The organism is Kitasatospora sp. MY 5-36 (genome assembly GCF_001182915.1).
GTDB lineage: Bacteria > Actinomycetota > Actinomycetes > Streptomycetales > Streptomycetaceae > Kitasatospora.
This window is the reverse complement of the sequence record NZ_LFVW01000059.1, coordinates 1-21025: the sequence shown is the minus strand read 5'-3', so window position 1 is coordinate 21025 and position 21025 is coordinate 1. Positions and strand designations below refer to the sequence as shown.

The 21025-nt window shown below is 71.5% G+C and carries 23 protein-coding genes; 12 read left to right on the top strand and 11 right to left on the bottom strand.

Annotated features, from left to right (window positions below):
- Window positions 1–285: 285 nt before the first annotated feature.
- Both AE652_RS05635 and AE652_RS05630 read right to left on the bottom strand, forming a co-directional pair.
- The gene (locus tag AE652_RS05635) at window positions 286–486 is read right to left on the bottom strand and encodes a DUF397 domain-containing protein (RefSeq protein ID WP_049650029.1); all 201 of its coding nucleotides are present in this window, start codon (window positions 484–486) and stop codon (window positions 286–288) included.
- Window positions 479–1339, bottom strand: coding sequence for a helix-turn-helix transcriptional regulator (locus AE652_RS05630; RefSeq protein WP_049650028.1), 861 nt, complete (start codon window positions 1337–1339; stop codon window positions 479–481). The genes AE652_RS05635 and AE652_RS05630 overlap by 8 nt, the downstream gene beginning before the upstream one ends.
- A gap of 293 nt (window positions 1340–1632) precedes the next feature.
- Between AE652_RS05630 and AE652_RS05625 the strand changes: the two genes are divergently transcribed.
- Window positions 1633–1998, top strand: coding sequence for an ATP-binding protein (locus AE652_RS05625; protein WP_049650027.1), 366 nt, complete (start codon window positions 1633–1635; stop codon window positions 1996–1998).
- A gap of 32 nt (window positions 1999–2030) precedes the next feature.
- Window positions 2031–2249: a hypothetical protein gene (locus tag AE652_RS05620; protein WP_159028362.1), complete on the top strand. Its 219-nt coding sequence runs from the start codon at window positions 2031–2033 to the stop codon at window positions 2247–2249.
- Window positions 2250–2408: 159 nt separating this feature from the next.
- Here AE652_RS05620 and AE652_RS05615 read toward each other — a convergent pair whose 3' ends face one another.
- From AE652_RS05615 to AE652_RS05605, 3 genes are all read right to left on the bottom strand, one after another.
- A complete protein-coding gene (locus AE652_RS05615; RefSeq protein WP_049650025.1) occupies window positions 2409–2924 on the bottom strand; it encodes a DUF6879 family protein in 516 nt (171 codons plus the stop codon).
- Between the two features lie 66 nt (window positions 2925–2990).
- On the bottom strand, window positions 2991–5018 hold the full coding sequence (locus AE652_RS05610) for a prolyl oligopeptidase family serine peptidase (RefSeq protein ID WP_107086371.1): 2028 nt from the start codon (window positions 5016–5018) through the stop codon (window positions 2991–2993).
- A 109-nt stretch (window positions 5019–5127) separates the two neighbouring features.
- The gene (locus AE652_RS05605) at window positions 5128–6651 is read right to left on the bottom strand and encodes a peptide MFS transporter (RefSeq protein ID WP_049650023.1); all 1524 of its coding nucleotides are present in this window, start codon (window positions 6649–6651) and stop codon (window positions 5128–5130) included.
- Between the two features lie 330 nt (window positions 6652–6981).
- Between AE652_RS05605 and AE652_RS05600 the strand changes: the two genes are divergently transcribed.
- Window positions 6982–7656 (top strand): response regulator transcription factor, encoded by a 675-nt coding sequence (locus tag AE652_RS05600; RefSeq protein ID WP_030058577.1) that lies wholly within the window; start codon window positions 6982–6984, stop codon window positions 7654–7656.
- A gap of 58 nt (window positions 7657–7714) precedes the next feature.
- On the top strand, window positions 7715–8959 hold the full coding sequence (locus AE652_RS05595; RefSeq protein ID WP_049650022.1) for an ATP-binding protein: 1245 nt from the start codon (window positions 7715–7717) through the stop codon (window positions 8957–8959).
- A 144-nt stretch (window positions 8960–9103) separates the two neighbouring features.
- Here the strand turns inward: AE652_RS05595 and AE652_RS05590 are convergent, their stop codons facing one another.
- Complete coding sequence (locus AE652_RS05590; protein ID WP_049650021.1) at window positions 9104–9664, bottom strand: GtrA family protein; 561 nt, start codon at window positions 9662–9664, stop codon at window positions 9104–9106.
- Window positions 9665–9923: 259 nt separating this feature from the next.
- Here AE652_RS05590 and AE652_RS05585 point away from each other — a divergent pair, with 259 nt between their 5' ends.
- From AE652_RS05585 to AE652_RS05575, 3 genes are read left to right on the top strand one after another with little or no spacing between them, the layout of a single operon-like run.
- Window positions 9924–11063 carry a 5-(carboxyamino)imidazole ribonucleotide synthase gene (locus AE652_RS05585; RefSeq protein WP_049650020.1) on the top strand — a complete coding sequence of 380 codons (1140 nt, stop codon included), beginning with the start codon at window positions 9924–9926 and terminating at the stop codon, window positions 11061–11063.
- Entirely contained in the window at window positions 11060–11584 is a 525-nt protein-coding gene (gene purE / locus AE652_RS05580; RefSeq protein ID WP_049650019.1) for a 5-(carboxyamino)imidazole ribonucleotide mutase, read from the top strand. The genes AE652_RS05585 and purE overlap by 4 nt, the downstream gene beginning before the upstream one ends.
- A 36-nt stretch (window positions 11585–11620) precedes the next feature.
- Entirely contained in the window at window positions 11621–12835 is a 1215-nt protein-coding gene (locus AE652_RS05575) for a dipeptidase (RefSeq protein WP_049650018.1), read from the top strand.
- Here AE652_RS05575 and AE652_RS05570 read toward each other — a convergent pair.
- The gene (locus tag AE652_RS05570) at window positions 12832–13245 is read right to left on the bottom strand and encodes a CoA-binding protein (protein WP_049650017.1); all 414 of its coding nucleotides are present in this window, start codon (window positions 13243–13245) and stop codon (window positions 12832–12834) included. The two genes, AE652_RS05575 and AE652_RS05570, sit on opposite strands and share 4 nt — an antisense overlap.
- A gap of 42 nt (window positions 13246–13287) precedes the next feature.
- On the bottom strand, window positions 13288–14625 hold the full coding sequence (locus AE652_RS05565) for a UDP-glucose/GDP-mannose dehydrogenase family protein (RefSeq protein WP_049650016.1): 1338 nt from the start codon (window positions 14623–14625) through the stop codon (window positions 13288–13290).
- Between the two features lie 286 nt (window positions 14626–14911).
- Here AE652_RS05565 and AE652_RS05560 point away from each other — a divergent pair, with 286 nt between their 5' ends.
- The 3 genes from AE652_RS05560 (at window position 14912) to AE652_RS05550 (ending at window position 17416) form a co-directional block, all read left to right on the top strand.
- Window positions 14912–16078, top strand: a complete 1167-nt coding sequence (locus AE652_RS05560; protein ID WP_049650015.1) for an acyl-CoA dehydrogenase family protein — start codon at window positions 14912–14914, stop codon at window positions 16076–16078.
- Between the two features lie 120 nt (window positions 16079–16198).
- Window positions 16199–16705: a GNAT family N-acetyltransferase gene (locus AE652_RS05555; RefSeq protein WP_049650014.1), complete on the top strand. Its 507-nt coding sequence runs from the start codon at window positions 16199–16201 to the stop codon at window positions 16703–16705.
- 51 nt (window positions 16706–16756) lie between these two features.
- Window positions 16757–17416 (top strand): class I SAM-dependent methyltransferase, encoded by a 660-nt coding sequence (locus AE652_RS05550; protein ID WP_049650013.1) that lies wholly within the window; start codon window positions 16757–16759, stop codon window positions 17414–17416.
- A 36-nt stretch (window positions 17417–17452) separates the two neighbouring features.
- On the opposite strand, the gene AE652_RS05545 is transcribed toward AE652_RS05550, so the two are convergent.
- Window positions 17453–17830 carry a MerR family transcriptional regulator gene (locus AE652_RS05545; protein WP_049650041.1) on the bottom strand — a complete coding sequence of 126 codons (378 nt, stop codon included), beginning with the start codon at window positions 17828–17830 and terminating at the stop codon, window positions 17453–17455.
- Window positions 17831–18047: 217 nt separating this feature from the next.
- Here AE652_RS05545 and AE652_RS05540 point away from each other — a divergent pair, with 217 nt between their 5' ends.
- Both AE652_RS05540 and AE652_RS05535 read left to right on the top strand, forming a co-directional pair.
- Window positions 18048–18542: a peptidylprolyl isomerase gene (locus tag AE652_RS05540; RefSeq protein WP_049650012.1), complete on the top strand. Its 495-nt coding sequence runs from the start codon at window positions 18048–18050 to the stop codon at window positions 18540–18542.
- Window positions 18543–18836: 294 nt separating this feature from the next.
- Entirely contained in the window at window positions 18837–19418 is a 582-nt protein-coding gene (locus AE652_RS05535) for a hypothetical protein (protein WP_049650011.1), read from the top strand.
- Window positions 19419–19449: 31 nt separating this feature from the next.
- Here AE652_RS05535 and AE652_RS05530 read toward each other — a convergent pair whose 3' ends face one another.
- Together AE652_RS05530 and AE652_RS05525 are read right to left on the bottom strand one after the other, a co-directional pair.
- Window positions 19450–19935, bottom strand: a complete 486-nt coding sequence (locus tag AE652_RS05530) for a hypothetical protein (protein WP_049650010.1) — start codon at window positions 19933–19935, stop codon at window positions 19450–19452.
- Between the two features lie 38 nt (window positions 19936–19973).
- The coding region (locus AE652_RS05525) for an LCP family protein (protein WP_049650009.1) at window positions 19974–21025 on the bottom strand (1052 nt) is incomplete at its 5' end.

Sequence of the window (21025 nt, the reverse complement as noted above, 5' to 3'; positions counted from 1 at the left end):
TCTCGTGCCCTGAGTATTCGAGCCGGCCGGCAAGCACGATCGGCAGGTCCGCTGGGGTGGGCCCGCCCACAACCGGACCGAACCGTTCGCCTCACGCAGGAGGTCGGGTGGGCCGATTTCCTGCGCGTTCAGGTGCTGCAAGCGACCATCACTTCGACTACGAGAACAGCCGCGCTGGACGCGCCGTCGCACGTCCACCTGGCCTACCGGCCGGGCGTTCGGGAGGTCTGAACGGTGGGTTCGCGTCGCCCCGTCGAGCACCGGCTCGACGGGGCGACGTGCTGCTCAGGGGGTGGCGGTGAGGTGGTCGAACTCGCCGGCCTTGGCGCCCTGGAGGAACGTGGCGAACTTGAGGGACGTGGTGCGGACGATGACGTCTCCCTCATCGGACTCCCGGAGCTCAACTACCCCGTCGGCAGCCCGGACCTCAACGCATGCGTTGCTGGAGCCGGAGTAGCTGGACTTCTGCCATGCAGGGCTACTCATGATTGCCCTCTATCTCCTTCTTGATGGATCGGATGAAGTCTCGCGAGTCATCTTCGGAGAGGGCTACGGACGCCATTCGATCGAGGATCTCGCGGTAGCTTGCAAGGTCGGAGGGTGCATCGAAGAGCGGACACCCGAAGCTGATGTCGATCTGCACTGTGTCCAACTCGGGCACCGGACCGGCGATATAGACGAAGTTCTCGCTGGGGCCGGGCAGCGATTCGATCTTAAACGGCACGACCCGAACTGAGATGCCAGGGCTCTCGGAATGGTCAATGAGGGCGCCGAGTTGCTCGGCAAGTGCCTCTGGCCCGCTGAACTGCATCCGCAGTGCGGCTTCATGGATGAACGCAGTGTAGGGGGTAGCGTCGTCGCGGATGATCTGCTGCCTCCGCAGGCGGAAGGCGAGGCGGAGATCGACATCAGCCTGCGGCAATGGCGGGATCGCACGGGCGAACACCGAGGCGGCGTAGGCCGGAGTTTGAAGCAGCCCGGGCAGGAAGGTGATCGAGTAGGTGGCGATCCGCCGGGCATGGGCCTCGATCGCCGCCACATCGAGCAGGTTGCTGGTCAGACTCGGGCTGTACTCCTCCCACCAGCCAGTTTCTCGCTCCCGGGTCATGTCAGCGAGCGTGGCGATCAGGGGCTCGTTGCCACACGCGCAGGCCGCCGCGATCTCACGCAGACGTTCCTCGCTGACAGCCGACTTCCCGTTCTCCATCTGACTCACCAAGGCAGCAGTCACCCCAAGCAGACGGGCAAGGTGGCTGCCGCCGAAGCCGGCTTGCTCTCTCATCCTCCGCAGTTCGGCGCCGAGGCGCCGCTTACGGAGGGTGGGGACTCGAAGGGCCATGGCGTCCTCTCAACAGGTGCAGAGGCCAGTGTGCCGCGCCGGTTGCCGGTGGATCCATCCGGGCTCGGCGGAGCGCGTCCCCCGATGGGAGGACACTTCTCGCGTTCGAATTTAATTAAAGAGCGGATGCGCTATCGTCGTTCACAGCTCGATCCGACGGATCGTCAGTAATGCCTGCATCCAAGGCAGTAGGCGCCTGCTGCCCGCACGCCGAAGAGCAACCGCCACCCCGGCCTGGCTCACGGCGACGACCGTCATCCCCCTCCCCACACCACAGCCTCACGGAGGTTCCCGTGTGCACCCGTAACACCCCCTCGCTCACCCTCTCCCGCCAGGCCCTGCGGGACGCGATGACCCGTAGCGGCGGCTGGGACGCCGACAGCATCTTCAACGCCGAACTCGCCCTGATGGAGCTCGTCGTCAACGCCTGGCGGCACGGCGACACCCCCGTGCCCGTCGTCTGGTTCTCCGTCCTCGGCCGCACCCTCCGGGTCACCGTCTCCGACGAGAGCGACGCCCTCCCCCGGCGGCGAACCCCCGCCGACTCCGCCGAGTCCGGCCGGGGCCTCCAACTCGTGGAGGGCCTCACCCACCGCTGGGGCGTCGACCCGCAGAAGCGCGGCAAGTCCATCTGGTACGAGCTGGACTGCCGCGCGTGACCGGCTACCCCGTCCTGCCGGAGGACCCCCGGATGCGTGACTACACCAAACCCCACCTCATGGCCCTTCTGGGCGAGTTGCACAGGCGCGGCCTGCCGCACGGGCTCCTCTGGGGGTCCGCCTCGCCGGGTGAGACCACCATCGACGGACGCATCCTGATCGACTTCGGGAACGCTCCGGTGAGCACTTTGCTCAACCTCCTCCGCCTGCTCCGCGAACTGGACGATGACGACGAGGCGTGGCGCCAGTGAAGTTCTTCATCGGCGCGATCCTCCTCGCCCTCCTCGCCCTCGGCGTCCTCGCGACCCTCAGGATGCCCCGCCCCGAGGCGCGCGACGAGCAGTACTGAAACACGCGAAGGCCCTCGCCCACCCAGGGCGAGGGCCTCGCGGGCATGGAGCCGGTCTTCGTCAGATCTCGTACAGATGGTGCGGGAGCGCTCGCTCCCAGACTGCTTCGAACGCGGTGGTGCACAGCGTCACGGCGTCCGGCTCTGTCGTGATCTCGTCCTCGACCACGGCGCCGTCCCCGGAGAAGTGGTGCACTCGAAGCAGCGCACCGTCGAACAGCCAGAAGTCGTTCCCGGGCAGGGGGATGCTCGTGGCCTGCCGCCGTGGCAGCCAGCGGACCTGCTCGCCGGCCGTGACGTTGGCGTGGGTGACGTAGTGCTCCCACCGGATGTACTCGGACACGGGCTCGGAGACCACCCGGGCTCGGCGAATGACCACGCCTCGCGCCACGGCGTCCGTGATCAACTGGTCATAGGGATGCCACCAGGACGCCTGGTCCTCCCAGTTGATCCGCTCACCGCGCTGCCAGGCCTCGAACCGATCCGTCGGGGCGTACGAATCCCGCAGCTCCAGATGGACGGCGGACCGCTGGCACTGCTCAAGCAGCTCAGCGAAGCCGGGCACGCTCGACGGCATCACATGCCTCCCTGATCATGGGCACCGGCCCGTTCGCTGGGCAGGCGTTCGGTGGCGCGGTGCTGATCACTTCATTCCCAACGAGCGGCGCAGGAAGTGCAGTTCGTGGTGCAGCAGGTTTTCCACCACCGCCTCGTCCGTCGGCCGGTGGCCGGTGGCGCGTAGGGGGAGGACCTCGTGCGGGCGGCCGGCGGCGAGGAGGGCGGCGGAGAGCCGCAGGGTGTGGGCGGGGTAGACGTTGTCGTCGGCGAGGCCCTGGATCAGCAGCAGCGGGCGGCTCAGCTTCGGCGCCTCGGCGATCAGCGAGCCGCTGTCGTAGTGCTCGGGGTGCTCGTCGGGGTGGCCGAGGAAGCGCTCCTGCCAGTGGGTGTCGTAGAACCGCCAGTCGGTGGGGGCGGCTCCGGCGGAGGCGGCGTGGAAGACGTCCGGGCGCCTCAATACGGCGAGGGCGGCGAGGTAGCCGCCGTAGGACCAGCCGCGGATGCCGACCCGGTCGAGGTCGAGCAGTCCGGGCCGCAGCCGGGCGGCCGCCCGCAGGCCCTCGACCTGGTCCGCCAGCGGGAGCGTCGCCTTGTCGCCGTACACGGCCTTCTCCCACCGGGGCCCGCGGCCGGGGGTGCCGCGGCCGTCCACCACGAGGACGGCGAAGCCCTGGTCGGCGAACCACTGGGAGACCTGGTCCCACCAGAGGCCGCCGGTGGTGGCCTTCTGCGTCGCGGGCCCGCCGTACGGGTCGAGCAGGACGGGCAGCGGGCCGTCCCCGGGGCGGTGGCCGGCGGGGAGGAAGAGCGTGGCGCGCAGGGTGTGTGGGCCGAGCCTGAGCAGCTCGGGCGCGGCAGTGACGACGGGCGGCTCGGCGTACGAGGTGAGCGGGCGGGGTGCCGAGCCCTCCCGCAGAGCGGTTGTGAAGCCGCCGGGGTGCCCGGGGGTGCGGGTGGTGAGCACCAGCGTGCCGCCGCGCCGCACCCCGGTGTGCAGGCCGGGGCCGTCGCTCAGCCGACGGATGCCGCCGTCCGGTCCGTACGTCCAGAGGTGGGTCTCGGTGGGCTCCTCGGAAGCGGTGAACAGCACCTGCTCGCCCTCCGTGCCGAGCACCGCGCGCAGCTGGAGCCCGGGCGGGGTGACCGGTTCGCCGTCGACGGTCAGGTGCCGGGTGTCGCCGAGGTCGGCGGTGTCCACCAGGGCGCCGCCCGCGGTGCGGGCGGGCAGGCCGGGCAGCAGCTCGACCCAGTGGGCGTCCCGGCGCTCGGCGAGCACTCGGGTGGTGCCGTCCGGCTCGACGGCCACCACAAGGACGGTGCGCTGGTCGCGGCTCTGCACGGCGGCGTACGGGCCGTGGTCGTCCCAGCCGGCGGCGGTCAGGTACTCGAAGGCGGCGCGGTCCCAGCGGACCTCGGTGTCGCTGCCGTCGAGGCCGAGCAGCCGCAGCGAGACCTCGGCGTTGGCGGTGCCGGCGAGCGGGTAGCGGACGGCGCGCGGCGGGCGGTGCGGGTCGGCGGGGTCGGCCGGGAAGAGCCGGGCGAGCGGGCGGTCGTCGACCCGGGCGACCAGCAGCGCGGTGCCGTCGGGGGACCACCAGTGGCCGCGGTCGCGGTGCATCTCCTCGGCGGCGACGTACTCGGCGAGCCCGTAGGAGACGTCCTCGGCCTCGGGTTCGGCGAGCGGGCGGTCGTCCGTGCCGTCGACGCCGACCACCCGCAGGGCGCCGCCGCGGACGTAGGCGATCCGGCGCCCGGTCGGGTCGAGCCTGGGGTCCTGCGGCGGGCCGGGGACGGGGACGGCGCGGACGGTGCCGGCGGCGGTGTCGGCCAGCCACAGGGCGCCGTCCAGGGCGAAGGCGGCGAGCGTGCCGGCGGCGTCGGTGCTGTACGCGGCGATGCCCTCGTCGGCGCCCAGCGCGGCCGGGTCGGCGAGCAGCCGCTCCTGGCCGGTGGCGGTGTCCAGGGCCCAGAGGCAGGCGAGCGGGTCGGTGCCGGAGCGGCCGCGCAGGAAGAGCACGGTGGCGCCGTCCGCCGAGGGCTCGGGCCGGGTGGGGACGCCCAGGGTGAAGCGCCGGGTGCGGGCCAGCTGGCGGGGTAAGGAGGGGGTCGTCATGCCGGGCACCATAGGCACGGCCGACGGGCTCCTGTCGAGCGGGAAAAGCACTCGGGGCCGCCGCGGATCCTGGAATCCACGGCGGCCCCGGAGCGAGTGGGGACGGGCGTCAGTGCACGTCGCCCATGAGGGCCTGGACCTTCTTGCGGTAGGTGAAGATGGCGAACCCGGCGAGGGCCGCGAGCGACGCCTGCATCGCGATGATCCCGGTGCCGTTGAGGCTGACGCCGGCCAGCGAGAGCAGGCTGGTGGTGCAGTCACCGGCGGTGACGGCGAGGAACCAGACGCCCATCATCTGGGAGGCGTACTTGCGCGGCGCCATCTTGGTGGTGACCGAGAGGCCGACCGGGGAGAGGCAGAGCTCACCGATGGTCTGGATCAGGTAGATCGAGACGAGCCAGAGCGGGGAGACCAGGGTGCCGTTGTCCGCCATGGTCATCGGGATGATGAAGACGAAGAACGAGACGCCGACCAGGAGCAGGCCGATCGAGAACTTCACGATGGTGTTCGGCTCCTTGTCCCGGCGGGACAGCCAGAGCCACAGCCAGGCGAAGACCGGCGCGAACGCCATCACGAACAGCGGGTTCAGCGACTGGTACCAGGTGGCCGAGAAGCCGAGGCCGAACAGGGAGTCCGCGGTCTTCTTGTCCGCGAACAGGGAGAGCGTCGACCCGCCCTGGTCGTAGATCATCCAGAAGATCGCGGCCGCGGCGAAGAACCAGATGTACGCGGACATCTTGGACTGCTCGTCGGAGGTCAGGTCCTTGTCGCGCTTGATCCGGGCCAGCACGGTGATCGGGATCAGCAGACCGGCGATGGTCAGCGGGACGAGGGCCCAGTTCAGCGTGTAGAGGCCCAGGCCGGCCACGACGCCGTAGAAGGCGGCGACGCCGAGCACCGTCAGGCCGGCCTTCTTCAGCAGGCGCTTGCGCTCCTCGGGCAGCAGCGGGTTGGGGACCTCGCTGCTCACCGGGTTCAGGTGGCGGCTGCCGAGCAGGAACTGGGTCAGGCCGAGGGCCATGCCGATCGCGGCCAGACCGAAGCCCAGGTGCCAGTTGTACTCCTTGCCGATCGTCCCGATGACGAACGGGGCGACGAAGGCACCGAGGTTGATGCTCATGTAGAAGACGGTGAACCCACCGTCGCGGCGCGGGTCCTCGGGGCCGTTGTAGAGCTGGCCGACCATCGTGGAGATGTTGGCCTTCAGCAGCCCGGAACCGAGCGCGACCAGGAGCAGGCCGAGGAAGAACGCCGCCTGGCCCGGGACGGCCAGCGCGATGTGGCCGGACATGATCACGAACCCGGCGATGGCGACGGTCTTGCGGGCGCCCCAGACCCGGTCGCCGAACCAGCCGCCCGGGTAGGCCATGAGGTAGACCATCGAGACGTAGACGGAGTAGATCGCCGTCGCCGTCGTCGCCTTCATGGCGAGGCCGCCGCCCTGGCTGCCGACGGCGGCGTCGGCGCCACCGGAGACCAGGTAGTAGATGAGCAGGGCGCGCATGCCGTAGTAGGAGAAGCGCTCCCACATCTCGGTCATGAACAGCGTGGCGAGACCTCGGGGATGCCCGAGGAAGGTCTTGCCGCTGGGAGATGCCGACGTCGCGTCGGTGTCCAGGGTCTTAGACGCCATGAGTAGTGGTTCCTTGCCTGACAGCGTCCGCGTAGGGGGGTGGGCGGCGGACGTGGACCAAACCACTCTACGTGGCGACATTTGGCTCTATCAGATGACAAAAGTCTTGAATCAGGTATGTGAATGGCAAAGTTGGCGACAAATCTGCCCGATCTATCGATGGTAGATGGGCGTGTCTTCCTTCGGTTTCAAGATCCAACAGGCGATTCTTCACCGAAGGGCCGGTCTGTTGCGCCCTGTTGAGCCCGATTGCGGCCTTGTATAACGATCACGCTCTGTGAACTACCTCACAGGGCGTACGGGGATACCCCGGCGGACTACCATCACCACATGACCTGTGTGCTGCTCGCCGAGGACGATCCGGCGATCTCCGAACCGCTCGCCCGGGCCCTGCGACGCGAGGGCTATGAGGTGCTCGTCCGCGAGGACGGTCCGACCGCACTCGCCGCCGGCCTCACCGAGGAGGTCGACCTCGTCGTCCTGGACCTCGGCCTGCCCGAGATGGACGGCCTGGAGGTCTGCCGCCGCCTGCGTGCCGACGGCAAGAGCTGCCCCGTCCTGGTGCTCACCGCCCGCGCGGACGAGGTGGACACCGTGGTCGGCCTGGACGCCGGTGCCGACGACTACGTCACCAAGCCCTTCCGCCTGGCCGAACTGCTCGCCCGCGTCCGGGCCCTGCTCCGGCGCGGCAACGTCGACCAGCTCACCACCGGCGCGCACGGGGTGAAGATCGACATCGAGTCCCACCGCGCCTGGCTCGGCGACGAGGAGCTCACCCTCTCCGCCAAGGAGTTCGAGCTGCTGCGCGTCCTGGTCCGGGACGCCGGCCGGGTGGTCACCCGCGAGGAGATCATGCGGCAGGTCTGGGACACCACGTGGTGGACCTCCACCAAGACCCTGGACATGCACATCTCCTGGCTCCGCAAGAAGCTCGGCGACGACGCGGCCAACCCGCGCTACATCGCCACCGTGCGCGGCGTGGGGTTCCGGTTCGAGAAGAATTGACCCTGACGGAGACCGGGCCCTCGGCCCGCGGCGGCGGAACACCCCGGGGAGCGGCAGCGTGAAGCGCAGGATGATCAACTCGCTGCTGGGCGTCGTCCTGGTGGTCGTCGTGGTGTTCTGCGTGCCGCTCGCCCTGGTCGAGAAGCGGACCATCGTCAACTCGGCCCAGGACCGGGTGGACGCCGCCGCCGTCCGGGTGCTCGCCCTGGTCGAGAGCCGGCTCGCCGCGGGCGAGCCGGTCACCGGGCGGGCCTTCGAGAGCCAGGTCACCGAGGGCAGCTACGTCGAGGTGCAGGTGCCCGGCCAGCCGGTGGTCTCCGCCGGCGAGCGCCCGGCCGGGAACCACCTGCTGAAGGCCGTCGAGCGGGGCAACAGCGGCGAGACCGTCACCGTCGAGCAGTCCCGCGAGGACGTCGACCACGAGATCGCCAACAACCTGCTGCTGCTCGGCGTGGTCGCCCTGCTCGCCGTCCAGGCCGCGGTGGCGCTCGCCGTCTGGCAGGCCAAGCGGCTCGCCCGGCCGCTCACCGACCTCGCCGAGACCGCCGAGCGGCTCGGTTCCGGCGACCCGCGCCCGCGCGACCGCCGCTACGGGGTGCCCGAGCTCGACCGGGTCGCCGAGGTGCTGGACACCAGCGCCGAGCGGATCGCCCGGATGCTCACCGCCGAGCGCCGGCTCGCCGCCGACGCCTCGCACCAGTTGCGCACCCCGCTCACCGCGCTCTCCATGCGGCTGGAGGAGATCACCGCCCTCGCCGAGGAGCCGGAGACGGTCAAGGAGGAGGCGACCATCGCCCTCCAGCAGGTCGAGCGGCTCACCGACGTGGTCCAGCGGCTGCTCACCACCCAGCGCGACCCGCGCAGCCCCACCGCCGTCGCCTTCGACCTGGACGAGGTGATCAAGCAGCAGGTGGAGGAGTGGGGCCCGACACTGCGGGAGCAGGGCCGGGTGCTCTCCCTGGAGGGGCTGCACGGGGTCACCGCGGTCGGCACCCCGGGGACGGTCGCCCAGGTGCTGGCCACCCTGATCGAGAACTCGCTGATGCACGGCGCCGGGACGATCACCCTGCGGATCCGGCCCTCCGGCACCTCGGTGGTGGTCGAGGTCCAGGACCAGGGCGCCGGCGTGCCGCCGGACCTCGGCAACCGGGTGTTCGAGCGCGCGGTCAGCGGGCGCAACTCCACCGGCATCGGGCTGGCCGTCGCCCGCGACCTCGCGGAGGCGGACGGCGGGCGGCTCGAACTGCTCTCGCTGAAGCCGGCGGTGTTCGCGCTCTTCCTCGGACGCAGCCACCAGGACTGAGGGCCTGAGGCCGGCCGGGACACGGCAGGATCCGGCGGGGGGATACGGCAGGGGTATACGGCCGGGGATGCGGCGAGCCCCGGCGGCCGGGTTCGGCGAGCCGGGGCTGCGCGGGGTAGGAGGGCGGCGCGAGGACCGCGGGGCCTACTCGGCCTTGGCGAGCCGGATCCGCTCGGTGGCCAGCATCAGCTCGGCCTGCGCGGCCAGCTCCTGGCCGGCGGCGGCGCCCACCGACTGCTGGGCGGGCAGCTCGACGGTCTCCGGCACGGCCTTGAACACCCAGGTGCGGTACGAGACGAAGCGGAACACGGTGGCCACGGCGAGGCCGATCACCTTGGCGCCGATCTGCTCGTAGTGCGAGCGCAGGTCGAGCACGTACACCGAGAAGCCGAGGACGCCGGTCTCGATCAGCATGCCGATGCCGCTGTAGACCAGGAAGAGCGTGATCTCGCGCTTGCGGGAGGCGGCGTCGCGGTCCCGGTAGAGCCAGTAGCGGTAGCCCAGGTAGTTGGTCGCGATCGCGATCACCGTCGCGACGATGTTCGACCGCACCGAGGCCAGGCCCATGCCGTTGAGGCAGACCCAGAACACGGCGAAGTTGACCACCACGCCGCTCAGGCCGACGATGCCGAACTTCACCACTTCGCCCTTGAGCCCACGCAGCTTCTGCGCGAGTGAGGGTTCCGAAGCCGCGTTCGTCGCCATACCGGAGTGCCTCCATGTGCCTGCTGGTCGAAAGGGCCGGTCGCGGTCGCGCGGCCGCCCCTTGAGCCCTGCGTGCACGCACATGATCGGACCGCGCAGACCAGGACCTAGCCGTCCAGGCTACCCGCTTCCATCGAACGGCTCAGCCCCCAGGGCGCCAGGTTGACATCTACGCGCGTCCGCTCCAGCGGCCCCACCTGCGGCTCCACCGCCCCCGACCGGCCCGGATATCCTGGGCCGCGTGACTTCCCCGGGCAATGTGAATTTTCCAGTGGTGGGCATGATCGGTGGCGGGCAGCTGGCCCGCATGGCACACCAGGCGGGCATCCCGCTCGGGGTCAGGTTCAAACTCCTCGCCGACACGCCCCAGGACTCCGCCGCACAGGTGGTCTCCGACGTCGTCCTCGGTGACTACCGCGACCTCGACACCCTGCGCGCCTTCGCCGCCGGCTGCGACGTGATCACCTTCGACCACGAGCACGTCCCCACCGAGCACCTGCGGGCCCTGGAGGCCGACGGCATCGCCGTCCGCCCCGGCCCGGAGGCGCTGGTCAACGCCCAGGACAAGGGCGTGATGCGGGCCAAGCTGGACTCCATCGACGTGCCCTGCCCCCGGCACCGGCTCGTCGCCGACCCGGCCGACGTGACCGCCTTCGCGAACGAGGGCACCGGCTACCCGGTCGTCCTGAAGACCGTCCGCGGCGGCTACGACGGCAAGGGCGTCTGGGTCGTCGACGACGAGGAGCAGGCGCACGCCCCGTTCCTGGCCGGCGTCGCGGTGCTGGCCGAGGAGAAGGTCGACTTCGTCCGCGAGCTGGCCGCCAACGTCGTCCGCTCGCCCAGCGGCCAGGCCGTCGCCTACCCGGTGGTGGAGAGCGTCCAGGAGAACGGCGTCTGCGCCGAGGTCACCGCCCCCGCGCCGGACCTCGACCCGGCCCTGTCGGACGAGGCCCAGCAGCTCGCCCTGCGGATCGCCGGGGACCTCGGCATCGTCGGCCACCTCGCCGTCGAGCTGTTCCAGACCCGCGACGGCCGCATCCTCGTCAACGAGCTGGCCATGCGCCCGCACAACTCCGGGCACTGGACCCAGGACGGCGCCGTCACCTCGCAGTTCGAGAACCACCTGCGGGCCGTCCTCGACCTCCCGCTGGGCGACCCCCGCCCGCGCGCCAGGTGGACCGTCATGGTCAACGTCCTCGGCGGCGACTACCCGGACATGTACCACCCCTTCCTGCACTGCATGGCCCGCGACCCCGGGCTGCGGATCCACATGTACGGGAAGGACGTGAAGCCCGGCCGCAAGGTCGGCCACGTCAACGTCTTCGGGGACGACCTCGAAGACGTCCGCGAGCGCGCCCGCCACGCGGCCGCCTACCTGCGAGGAACGATCACCGAATGACCAACCCCCTCATCGGCATCGTGATGGGCTCGGACTCCGACTGGCCGGTCATGGAGGCCGCCGCCCAGGCCCTGGACGAGTTCGAGGTCCCGTACGAGGTGGACGTCGTCTCCGCCCACCGGATGCCCCGCGAGATGGTCGCGTACGGCGAGCAGGCCCACGGGCGCGGCCTGAAGGCGATCATCGCGGGCGCCGGCGGCGCGGCCCACCTGCCGGGCATGCTCGCCTCGGTCACCCCGCTGCCCGTCATCGGCGTGCCGGTGCCGCTGCGGTACCTGGACGGCATGGACAGCCTGCTGTCGATCGTCCAGATGCCGGCCGGCGTGCCGGTGGCGACCGTCTCGGTGGCCGGCGCGCGCAACGCCGGCCTGCTCGCGGTGCGGATGCTCGCCGCCTTCGACCCCGAGCTCACCGAGAAGATGACCGACTTCCAGGCCGAGCTGAACAACCAGGCCACCGAGAAGGGCAGGAAGCTGCGCGCCAAGGTGGCCGGTTCCGCGTCCTTCGGCTTCGGCAAGTAGTTCGGCCACCCGCGGGCGTGGGGTAGAACAGCACGCATGACCGCTGACCTGGACTCCCCCACCCCGCTGGACCGCGCCCGCGCCCTGCTGCGCACCGCCCCCGTGGTGGACGGCCACAACGACCTCCCCTGGGCGATGCGCGAGCAGGCCGGGTACGACCTCGGCGCGCTCGACCTCGCCGCCGACCAGAGCGACCGGCTGCACACCGACCTCGCCCGCCTCGCGGAGGGCGGCGTCGGCGCCCAGTTCTGGTCCGTCTACGTCCCCTCCTCGCTGGCCGGCGACCACGCCGTGAGCGCCACCCTGGAGCAGATCGACTTCGTCCACGCCCTGGTGGAGCGCTACCCGGACCGGCTGCGCCTGGCCCGTACCGCCGCCGACATGGAGGCCGCCCGCGCCGAGGGCCGGATCGCCTCCCTGATGGGCGCCGAGGGCGGCCACTCCATCGACTGCTCGCTGGCCACCCTGCGCGCCCTGTACGAGCTGGGCGTCCGGTACCTGACGCTCACCCACAACGACAACGTGCCGTGGGCGGACTCCGCGACCGACAAGCCGGCGGCCGGCGGGCTGACCCGGTTCGGCGAGGAGGTCGTCCGGGAGATGAACCGGCTCGGCATGCTGGTCGACCTCTCGCACGTCTCCGCCGACACCATGCGCGACGCCCTGCGGGTGAGCGAGGCGCCGGTGGTGTTCTCCCACTCCTCCTCGCGCGCGGTCTGCGACCACCCGCGCAACATCCCGGACGACGTGCTCGCCCAGCTGCCCGCCAACGGCGGCGTGGCGATGGCGACCTTCGTGCCGAAGTTCATCCTGCCCGCCGCCATCGACTGGACCGTCGCCGCCGACGGGAACATGCGCGCCCACGGCTTCCACCCGCTGGACACCACCCCGCCGGCCATGGAGCGCCAGCGCGCCTTCGAGGCCGCCAACCCGCGCCCGATCGCCACCCCGGCCACCGTCGCCGACCACCTCGACCACATGCGCGAGGTGGCCGGCATCGACCACATCGGCATCGGCGGCGACTTCGACGGCACCGCCTTCCTGCCGGACGGCCTGGACTCGGTGGCCGGCTACCCCAACCTGGTCGCCGAACTCCTCGGCCGCCACTGGTCGGAGGCCGACCTGGCCAAGCTCACCTGGCACAACGCCGTCCGCGTCCTGCGCGACGCCGAGTCGGCGGCCACCGGGCTGCAGGCGGGCCGCCGCCCCTCCATCGCCACCATCGCGCAGCTGGACGGCCCCTCGGCCTAACCGAGGCGCGGGATCTCGATGGCCGGGCACCTGTCCATCACCATGGCCAGCCCGGCCTCCCGCGTCCGCCCGTAGGCGGCCTCGTCCACCACGCCCAGCTGGAACCAGACCGCCTTCGCCCCGGCGGCGACCGCCTGGTCGGCCACCTCCCCGGCCAGCGCGCTGTTCACGAACACGTCCACCACGTCGACCGGGAACGGGATCTCGGCGAGCGAGGCGTAGCCCCGCTCGCCGAGGACCGTCTCGGCCTTCGGGTGCACGGGCACGATCCGCTTGCCGTACTCCTGGAGCACCCGGGCCACCCCGTACGCGGCCCGGGCGGTGTTGGTGGACAGGCCCACCACCGCCCAGGTGTCACCGGTGCGGGTGAGGATCTCGCGGACCGCCGCGTCGTCGCCGTAGCTCGTCATGCCGGTGGGAACGCCGGGCGGCGGTGCGGGATTCCTGCCCGGTCAGCTCGGGCGGCCCAGGGCGCGGTAGGTCCAGCCGGCGGCGCGCCAGGCCTCGGCGTCGAGGACGTTGCGGCCGTCGAGGAGGCGGCGTTCGGCGACCACGGCGCCGAGGACGGCCGGGTCCAGCTCGCGGAACTCGGACCACTCGGTGAGGTGGAGGACGACGTGGGCGCCCTCGGCGGCCTCCAGGGCGGAATGGGCGTAGGCGAGGGAGGGGAACATCTTGCGGGCGTTGTCCACGGCCTTGGGGTCGTAGACGGTGACCTGGGCGCCCTGGAGCTGGATCTGGGCCGCCACGTTGAGGGCGGGGGAGTCCCGGATGTCGTCCGAGTTGGGCTTAAAGGCGGCGCCGAGGACGGCGACCCGGCGGCCCAGGAAGCCGCCGCCGCACTGCTCGCGGGCCAGCTCGACCATCCGGGAGCGGCGCCGCATGTTGATCGAGTCGACCTCGCGCAGGAAGGTCAGCGCCTGGTCGGCGCCGAGTTCGCCGGCCCGGGCCATGAACGCGCGGATGTCCTTGGGCAGGCAGCCGCCGCCGAAGCCGAGGCCGGAGTTGAGGAACTTGCCGCCGATCCGCTCGTCGTAGGCGAGCGCCTTGCTGAGCTGGGTGACGTCCGCGCCGGCCGCTTCGCAGACCTCGGCCATCGCGTTGATGAAGGAGATCTTGGTGGCCAGGAAGGAGTTGGCGGCCGCCTTGACCAGTTCGGCGGTCGCGTAGTCGGTGACCATGAACGGCACCCCGGCCGCGATCGGCTCCGCGTACACCTCGCGCAGCAGCCGCTCGGCCCGCTCGCTGTGGGCGCCGACCACGATCCGGTCCGGCCGCAGGGTGTCCCGCACGGCGAAGCCCTCGCGCAGGAACTCCGGGTTCCAGGCGAGTTCGGCGCCCTCGCCGACCGGCGCCAGCGCGGCCAGCCGCTCCGCCAGCCGGGCCGCCGAGCCGACCGGGACGGTCGACTTGCCGACCACCAGGGCGGGGCGGGTCAGGTGCGGCGCGAGCTCGTCCAGCGCGGTGTCGACGTACGACATGTCGGCGGCGAACTCGCCCTTGCGCTGCGGGGTGTTGACGCAGATGAAGTGCACGTCGCCGAACTCGGCGGCCTCCCGGGCGGAGGTGGTGAAGCGCAGCCGTCCGGTCGAACCCTCGTGCCCTGCCACGTGCTTGAGCAGCAGTTCGGACAGCCCGGGCTCGTACATCGGGACCCGCCCTGCGGTCAGCATGGCGATCTTGTCCGGGTCGATGTCCAGGCCCAGCACCTCGAAGCCGAACTCGGCCATCGCGGCGGCGTGCGTGGCGCCGAGGTAGCCGGTGCCGATCACGGAGATGCGGAGGGTCACGGGTTCTCCTTGGATGCGGACGCGACCAGTACGGATGCCCTGATGCTATCCGCCCGCCGGGGGCGCCCCGGGATCACCTGCACGCCGGAGGGGCCGTCCCGCCGGTCGTCCCCGGGGCGCGGACATGAACGACCGGGCGGCCGCTGGACGCTAGGCAGCCGCAGGTCGGCGCCCTAGGATCTCTACTGAACGGTAGTTAACCGCGGATTCGACTCGCACCGGGCGTCGATCGGACCTCGATCGGGCGTCGACCGGGCGTCGGTCACTGAACGACGAGGCAGGCATCATGGCGGGCAGCGCAGGGGCGGCTGACTTCGATCTCTTCCGGATCTCCGAGGAGCACGGGATGCTCCGTGAGGCGGTGCGTTCGCTGGCCGAGGCGAAGATCGCTCCGTTCGCGGCGGAGGTGGACGAGCAGGGGCGGTTCCCGCAGGAGGCGTTGGACGCGTTGCGGGGCAATGACCTGCACGCGGTGCACGTGCCGGAGGAGTACGGCGGTGCGGGGGCGGACGCGCTGGCGACGGTGATCGTGATCGAGGAGGTGGCGCGGGTGTGCGCGTCGTCCTCGTTGATCCCGGCGGTGAACAAGCTGGGGTCGCTGCCGGTGCAGCTGTCGGGTTCGGAGGAGTTGAAGGCGAAGTACCTGGGGGCGCTGGCGCGGGGCGAGGGGATGTTCTCGTACTGCCTGTCGGAGCCGGAGGCGGGTTCGGACGCGGCGGGGATGAAGACCCGGGCGGTGCGTGACGGGGACTTCTGGGTGCTGAACGGTGTGAAGCGCTGGATCACCAACGCGGGGGTGTCCGAGTTCTACACGGTGATGGCGGTGACGGATCCGGAGAAGCGGTCGAAGGGCATCTCGGCGTTCGTGGTGGAGAAGGGCGACGAGGGGGTGTCCTTCGGTGCGCCGGAGAAGAAGCTGGGCATCAAGGGGTCGCCGACGCGTGAGGTGTACTTCGACAACGTGCGGATCCCGGCGGACCGGATGATCGGTGCGGAGGGCACGGGTTTCGCGACGGCGATGAAGACCCTGGACCACACCCGCGTCACCATCGCGGCGCAGGCGATCGGGATCGCGCAGGGTGCGCTGGACTACGCGAACGGGTATGTGCGGGAGCGCCGGCAGTTCGGGAAGGCGATCGCGGAGTTCCAGGGTGTGCAGTTCATGCTGGCGGACATGGCGATGAAGCTGGAGGCGGCGCGGCAGTTGACGTACGCGGCGGCGGCGAAGTCGCAGCGGGGGGACGCGGATCTGACGTTCTTCGGTGCGGCGGCGAAGTGCTTCGCGTCGGACGCGGCGATGGAGATCACGACGGACGCGGTGCAGTTGCTGGGTGGGTACGGGTACACGCGGGACTACCCGGTGGAGCGGATGATGCGGGACGCGAAGATCACGCAGATCTACGAGGGGACCAACCAGGTCCAGCGGATCGTGATGGCCCGCAACCTCCCGTAACGCGCACCGGAACGCACCGGCACGCACCGGCGTACAGCCACGGCCCCCGATCGCCCGTCCGCGGTCGGGGGTCGGAAAACCGTGCGACGGCGGGCGGCCGCGCTCCGTAGGCTGCCCGCCATGTCCTCCACGCCCGCCGCGACGACCACGCCGTCCGCACCGCCCGCCACGCTCAGCCTGGCCCCGATCACCCCCGAGAACGTCGACGCCGCCCTCGCCCTGCGGGTCCGCCCCGACCAGGAGCACCTGGTGGCGCCGGTGGTGAAGTCGCTGGCCGAGGCGTACGCGTACGGGGAGACGGCCTGGCCCCGGCTGATCCTGGAGGACGGGCGGCCGGTCGGCTTCGTGATGGCCTTCTTCGACATCGCCTTCCACCCCGACCGCCCCGGCGACCGCCCCCGCTCCGGCCTGTGGCGGCTGCTGGTCGACGCCGGGCAGCAGCGCGGCGGGTACGGCCGCTTCGCCGTCGAGCAGGTCTGCGCCGAGATCCGCCGCCGCGGCGGCACCCGCGCCACCGTCACCTACCACCCGGGCCCGGACGGCCCGGCGGAGTTCTACGCCCGCCTCGGCTTCCGCCCGACCGGCGAGCTCAGCGGCGACCAGGCCGTCGCCGAACGGGAGTTGTAGGACCGCCACGGCCTGCCGCGGGCCGGCGGCCGCCGGGTAGGGTCCGGGGCCATGACCGAGCCGGGCTTCCTCACCGAGACCAGGGCGTTCTACGACGCCGTCGCCACCGAGTACACCGATCTCTTCCGGGACGCGCTGGACCGCATGCCGATGGACCGGGCGATGCTGGCGCTCTTCGCCGACCTGGTCCGCGCCGAGCGGCCGGACGGCAGGACGGCCGAAGTCGGCTGCGGCCCGGGCCGGATGACCGGGCCCCTGCACGGACTCGGCGTGGACGTGCACGGGATCGACCTCTCGCCGCGGATGGTCGAGCTGGCCCGGAAGGCCCACCCGGAGGTGCCGTTCAGCGTCGGCTCGATGTTCGACCTCTCGTTCCGGGACGGGGAGTTGACCGGCCTGGTGGCCTGGTACTCGATCATCCACACCCCGGCGGAGCGGCTCCCCGAGGTGTTCGCCGAGTTCGCCCGGGTGCTCGCCCCCGGCGGCCACCTGATGCTCGCCTTCCAGGTCGGCGACCGGCCCCTGCACCTGGAGCGGCCGTTCGGGCAGCCGGTGTCGCTGGACTTCCGCCGGCTGCGGCCGGAGCACGTCGAGGAGCTGGCCCGGGAGGCCGGCCTGCCGGTCACCTCCCGTACGGTCCGGGAACCGGAGGGCGACGAGAGGACCCCGCAGGCCTACCTGCTGGCCCGCAAGCCGGTGGCCGGGGGCTGAACCGGAGGCCGGGCTCCGAACGCCGATGGCCGGAGGTCAGGCGGCCGGGGCCGACGGCTGCCCGGAGGCGGTCGCGATCACCTCGTCCAGCACCTCGCGGGAGCGGAGCAGGTCGTCGATCGTCCGGTCGATCCGCTGGCGCTCCGCGGTGAGCTCCTCCACCAGGAGCGGGGTGGCGATCTCGTTCGGGCTGCCGTCGGAGTCCCGCATGCAGGGGAGGATCTTGTAGATGGTCCGGCTGTGCAGTCCGGCCGCGAACAGCTCCTGGATGTGCACCACCCGGTCGACGGCGGCCTCCGGGTACTCCCGGTGGCCGCCCTCGGTGCGGCGGGCGGCCAGCAGGCCCTGCTGCTCGTAGTAGCGCAGCGAGCGCTCGCTCACGCCCGTCCGCCGGGCCAGTTCGCCGATCCGCATGCCGTCCACCCCGTCCCGTGCCGTGCCGCCGTCGCCGTCCGCCGTCGCCGTTCACCGGCCCCGCCCGCCGTCGCGGATCGGGCCGCCCGGAAACCTGACATCGATGGTAGCTTCCCGGTCCCGGCGCGGGGGGCGGAACCGGATAACACAGCGGTGTCCGGCCCGGCCCGACCGGGGGTGACGCGCGAGGAACAGGCGATCGTGCCATGATCCCTGCATGTCTTCCAACGTTTTCTTCGACATCGAGATCAACGGCGAGGCGGCCGGCCGGATCGTCTTCAAGCTCTACGACGACGTCGTCCCCAAGACCGCCCAGAACTTCCGCGAGCTGGCCACCGGCCAGAACGGCTTCGGCTACGAGGGCTCCGGCTTCCACCGCGTGATCCCGGCCTTCATGCTCCAGGGTGGTGACTTCACCAACCACAACGGCACCGGCGGCAAGAGCATCTACGGCGAGAAGTTCGCCGACGAGAACTTCAAGATCAAGCACGACCGCCCGGGTCTGCTGTCGATGGCCAACGCCGGCCGCAACACCAACGGCTCGCAGTTCTTCATCACCACCATCGTCACCGACTGGCTGGACGGCAAGCACGTCGTCTTCGGCGAGGTCCTCGAGGGCATGGACCTGGTCAAGAAGATCGAGGGCCTCGGCTCGCAGAGCGGCCGCACCTCGGCCAAGATCACCATCGCCAAGTCCGGCGTGGTCGCCTAAGCACCGCCGCCACCTGGCACGCACCGCCCCGGAGCGGGACGTCGGATCTTCCGATCTCCCGCTCCGGGGCGGTTTCGCGTCCGCCCCCGTACTCGCGCCCGCGCCCGGACGCCGCCCGGTTCCCGCCCCCTTTCGCGCCGGGCGCCGCCGTGCGGCGGGCAGGGTAGCCCGGAGCGCGGCCGTCCGGGCCGGAACCGGGCAATCGTGCGGCCTGCCTGCGCCGGAGCCCTACGCTCGATTCGGACGCGGCCCCAGCCGCGGCCGAACTCGACTCTGCGGCAAGGTGGTTGACCGATGATGGAGCAGGGCGCCGACGACGGCGAGGTGACCTACGAACAGGTGACGGTGGTCTCCCTGGCCGGCTGTGAGCCGGTCGGCCCGGCGCGGTTCGCCGTCCGGGTCGCCCGCGAGGGCATGACCGTCAAGCGGGTGGCGGGCTACTGGGTGCGCTGGGACGAGCGGTGGGGCCCGGAGGAGGTCCGCCACCACTCCCGCTGGATCGCGGACGAGGAGTACGTGCGGCCGGACACCGGCAGCCTGGAGGGCACCCTCGCGGTGATGGTCGCCGCGTACTGGACGGACCCGGCGGGCGCCTTCCCGCGCCGCCCGGGCACCGAGACGGTGGTGACCTTCCGGCCGGGCGAGACCGAGCACGAGCTGGTGCTGGAGCAGCCCGCGCCGCCCGTGTCGGCGGCCGCCGCCGCGCACCGCCCGGCCTCGCTGTCGGTGCAGCTGACCCACGCGCGGTGGCTGGGCGGCGACGGGCAGCCGATCCACTACGGCTTCTCGGGCGCGACCGAGGAGGCGGCCGGCGGCGAGGGGGAGTGGCTGGTCCGCTTCCCGGAGTGCGGCACCGGGCTGCTGCCGTACGTATAGGCCGCATGGCACGTCCCGTACCCCCGCGGGTTCAGGCGGGGCTCGGAGCGGGCCGGGCCGGCGCCGCCGCGGGCCCCCAGTCGCCCGCCCGCGTCCCCACCTTGCGCGCCGGTGCGCCGGCCCAGATCTCGCCGGGGCCGGTCGAGCGGGTGAGCACCGCGTTGGCCCCGACGACGGTGCCCGCGCCGACGGTCAGCACGCCCTCCTTGCACACCACCTTGGCGCCCGCGCACAGCACCGCCCCGTCCTCGACCACCACCCGCCGCATCGCGCTCTCCTCCTGCGGCACCCACGGGTCGGCCCGGCCGATGGTCACGCCGTTGTAGAGCGTCACGCCGGCGCCGAGGGTGGTGTACGGGTGCAGCACGGTGCCGAAGCCGCGGTGGAAGACCATCAGCCCGGGCCCGATCTCGCAGGCGGCGGGCACCTCCATCCCGTACAACGCGAGCGCCTCCTGGACCAGGCGGCCCAGGAGGCGGTGGCGACGGCGGCGGATCAGTGCGGTGACGAGTGGCATCCACTCATTGTGGTGGAGCGGTCACGCGAAGTGGCTGACTACTTGAACTCCGGCACCGCGGTGTCGTTCTTGAAGGCGTCGAAGACCTGCTTGGACTTGCCGGCGTCCCAGAGCACGGCGGACTCGCCGGTCTTGGTCCGGTAGTCCGGGTTGCCGATCGGCACGGTCAGCGACTTGCCGCTGCCGCCGTTGACGTCCTTCATGGCGAGGAAGAGCGAGCCGAGGTCGGTCAGCCCGCAGTCCTCGTCGACGATCAGGGTGCCGAGCGCGGAGTCGACCAGCGGGTAGAAGGTGAACGGGTTCATCAGGTTGCCCGGGGAGGCGGCCTGGTGGGCGAGGGCGCCGAGGAACTTCTGCTGGTTGCGCATCCGGCCGAGGTCCTGGTCGGCCATCTGGTGGCGCTGGCGGACGAAGGCCAGGGCCTGCTTGCCGGTGAGGGTCTGGTCGCCGGCCTTGAGGTCGAGCCCGGAGTCCTTGTCCTTGACGTCCTGGTCGATCTTCATCTCGACGCCGCCGATCGAGTCGACGATGCCGACGAAACCGCCGAAGCCGATCTCGGCGTAGTGGTCGATCCGTATGCCGGTGTTCTGCTCGACGGTCTGGACCAGGAGGCGGCCGCCGCCGTTGCCGAAGGCCGAGTTGATCTTCGCGGTGGTGCCCTTGACCGGCTTGCCGTTGCTGCCCGGGTGCTCGGGGATCGGCACCCAGGAGTCGCGCGGGATGCTCATCAGGGTGTTCCCGTTGTCCCCGACGTGCAGGATCATCATCGAGTCGCTGCGCTTGCCCTCGGTGTCGTGTCCGGTGTGCAGGTCGTCCTGCTCGGAGTCGGTGAGGCCCTGGCGGCTGTCGGAGCCGACGATCAGCCAGTTGGTGCCCTTGCCCGCGGCGGGGCGGCCGGGGTAGTCGGCGAGCACGTTCTCGTGGTTGAGCTTGGAGTCCGCCCAGAACCAGGTGGAGACGGCGGTCACCATGACGGCGATCAGCAGGCCGAAGACGGACCACTTCACGATCCGCCGCCGCGGCCAGCGCCGGGCCTGGGCACCGGGCGGGCGGGTGCCGCCGGGGCCGCCGGGGCCGCCGGGGCCCCCCT

Bases quoted from the DNA above. Each gene is read 5' to 3' on its own strand.
- AE652_RS05635 (WP_049650029.1), bottom strand. From the start codon at position 486: ATGAGTAGCCCTGCATGGCAGAAGTCCAGCTACTCCGGCTCCAGCAAC.
- AE652_RS05545 (WP_049650041.1), bottom strand. From the start codon at position 17,830: ATGCGGATCGGCGAACTGGCCCGGCGGACGGGCGTGAGCGAGCGCTCG.
- AE652_RS05575 (WP_049650018.1), top strand. From the start codon at position 11,621: ATGACCGCTGACCTGGACTCCCCCACCCCGCTGGACCGCGCCCGCGCC.
- AE652_RS05535 (WP_049650011.1), top strand. From the start codon at position 18,837: ATGATGGAGCAGGGCGCCGACGACGGCGAGGTGACCTACGAACAGGTG.
- AE652_RS05560 (WP_049650015.1), top strand. From the start codon at position 14,912: ATGGCGGGCAGCGCAGGGGCGGCTGACTTCGATCTCTTCCGGATCTCC.
- AE652_RS05540 (WP_049650012.1), top strand. From the start codon at position 18,048: ATGTCTTCCAACGTTTTCTTCGACATCGAGATCAACGGCGAGGCGGCC.
- AE652_RS05590 (WP_049650021.1), bottom strand. From the start codon at position 9,664: ATGGCGACGAACGCGGCTTCGGAACCCTCACTCGCGCAGAAGCTGCGT.
- AE652_RS05600 (WP_030058577.1), top strand. From the start codon at position 6,982: ATGACCTGTGTGCTGCTCGCCGAGGACGATCCGGCGATCTCCGAACCG.
- AE652_RS05530 (WP_049650010.1), bottom strand. From the start codon at position 19,935: ATGCCACTCGTCACCGCACTGATCCGCCGCCGTCGCCACCGCCTCCTG.
- AE652_RS05630 (WP_049650028.1), bottom strand. From the start codon at position 1,339: ATGGCCCTTCGAGTCCCCACCCTCCGTAAGCGGCGCCTCGGCGCCGAA.
- AE652_RS05615 (WP_049650025.1), bottom strand. From the start codon at position 2,924: ATGCCGTCGAGCGTGCCCGGCTTCGCTGAGCTGCTTGAGCAGTGCCAG.
- AE652_RS05570 (WP_049650017.1), bottom strand. From the start codon at position 13,245: ATGACGAGCTACGGCGACGACGCGGCGGTCCGCGAGATCCTCACCCGC.
- AE652_RS05605 (WP_049650023.1), bottom strand. From the start codon at position 6,651: ATGGCGTCTAAGACCCTGGACACCGACGCGACGTCGGCATCTCCCAGC.
- AE652_RS05550 (WP_049650013.1), top strand. From the start codon at position 16,757: ATGACCGAGCCGGGCTTCCTCACCGAGACCAGGGCGTTCTACGACGCC.
- AE652_RS05610 (WP_107086371.1), bottom strand. From the start codon at position 5,018: ATGACGACCCCCTCCTTACCCCGCCAGCTGGCCCGCACCCGGCGCTTC.
- AE652_RS05555 (WP_049650014.1), top strand. From the start codon at position 16,199: ATGTCCTCCACGCCCGCCGCGACGACCACGCCGTCCGCACCGCCCGCC.
- purE (WP_049650019.1), top strand. From the start codon at position 11,060: ATGACCAACCCCCTCATCGGCATCGTGATGGGCTCGGACTCCGACTGG.
- AE652_RS05620 (WP_159028362.1), top strand. From the start codon at position 2,031: ATGCGTGACTACACCAAACCCCACCTCATGGCCCTTCTGGGCGAGTTG.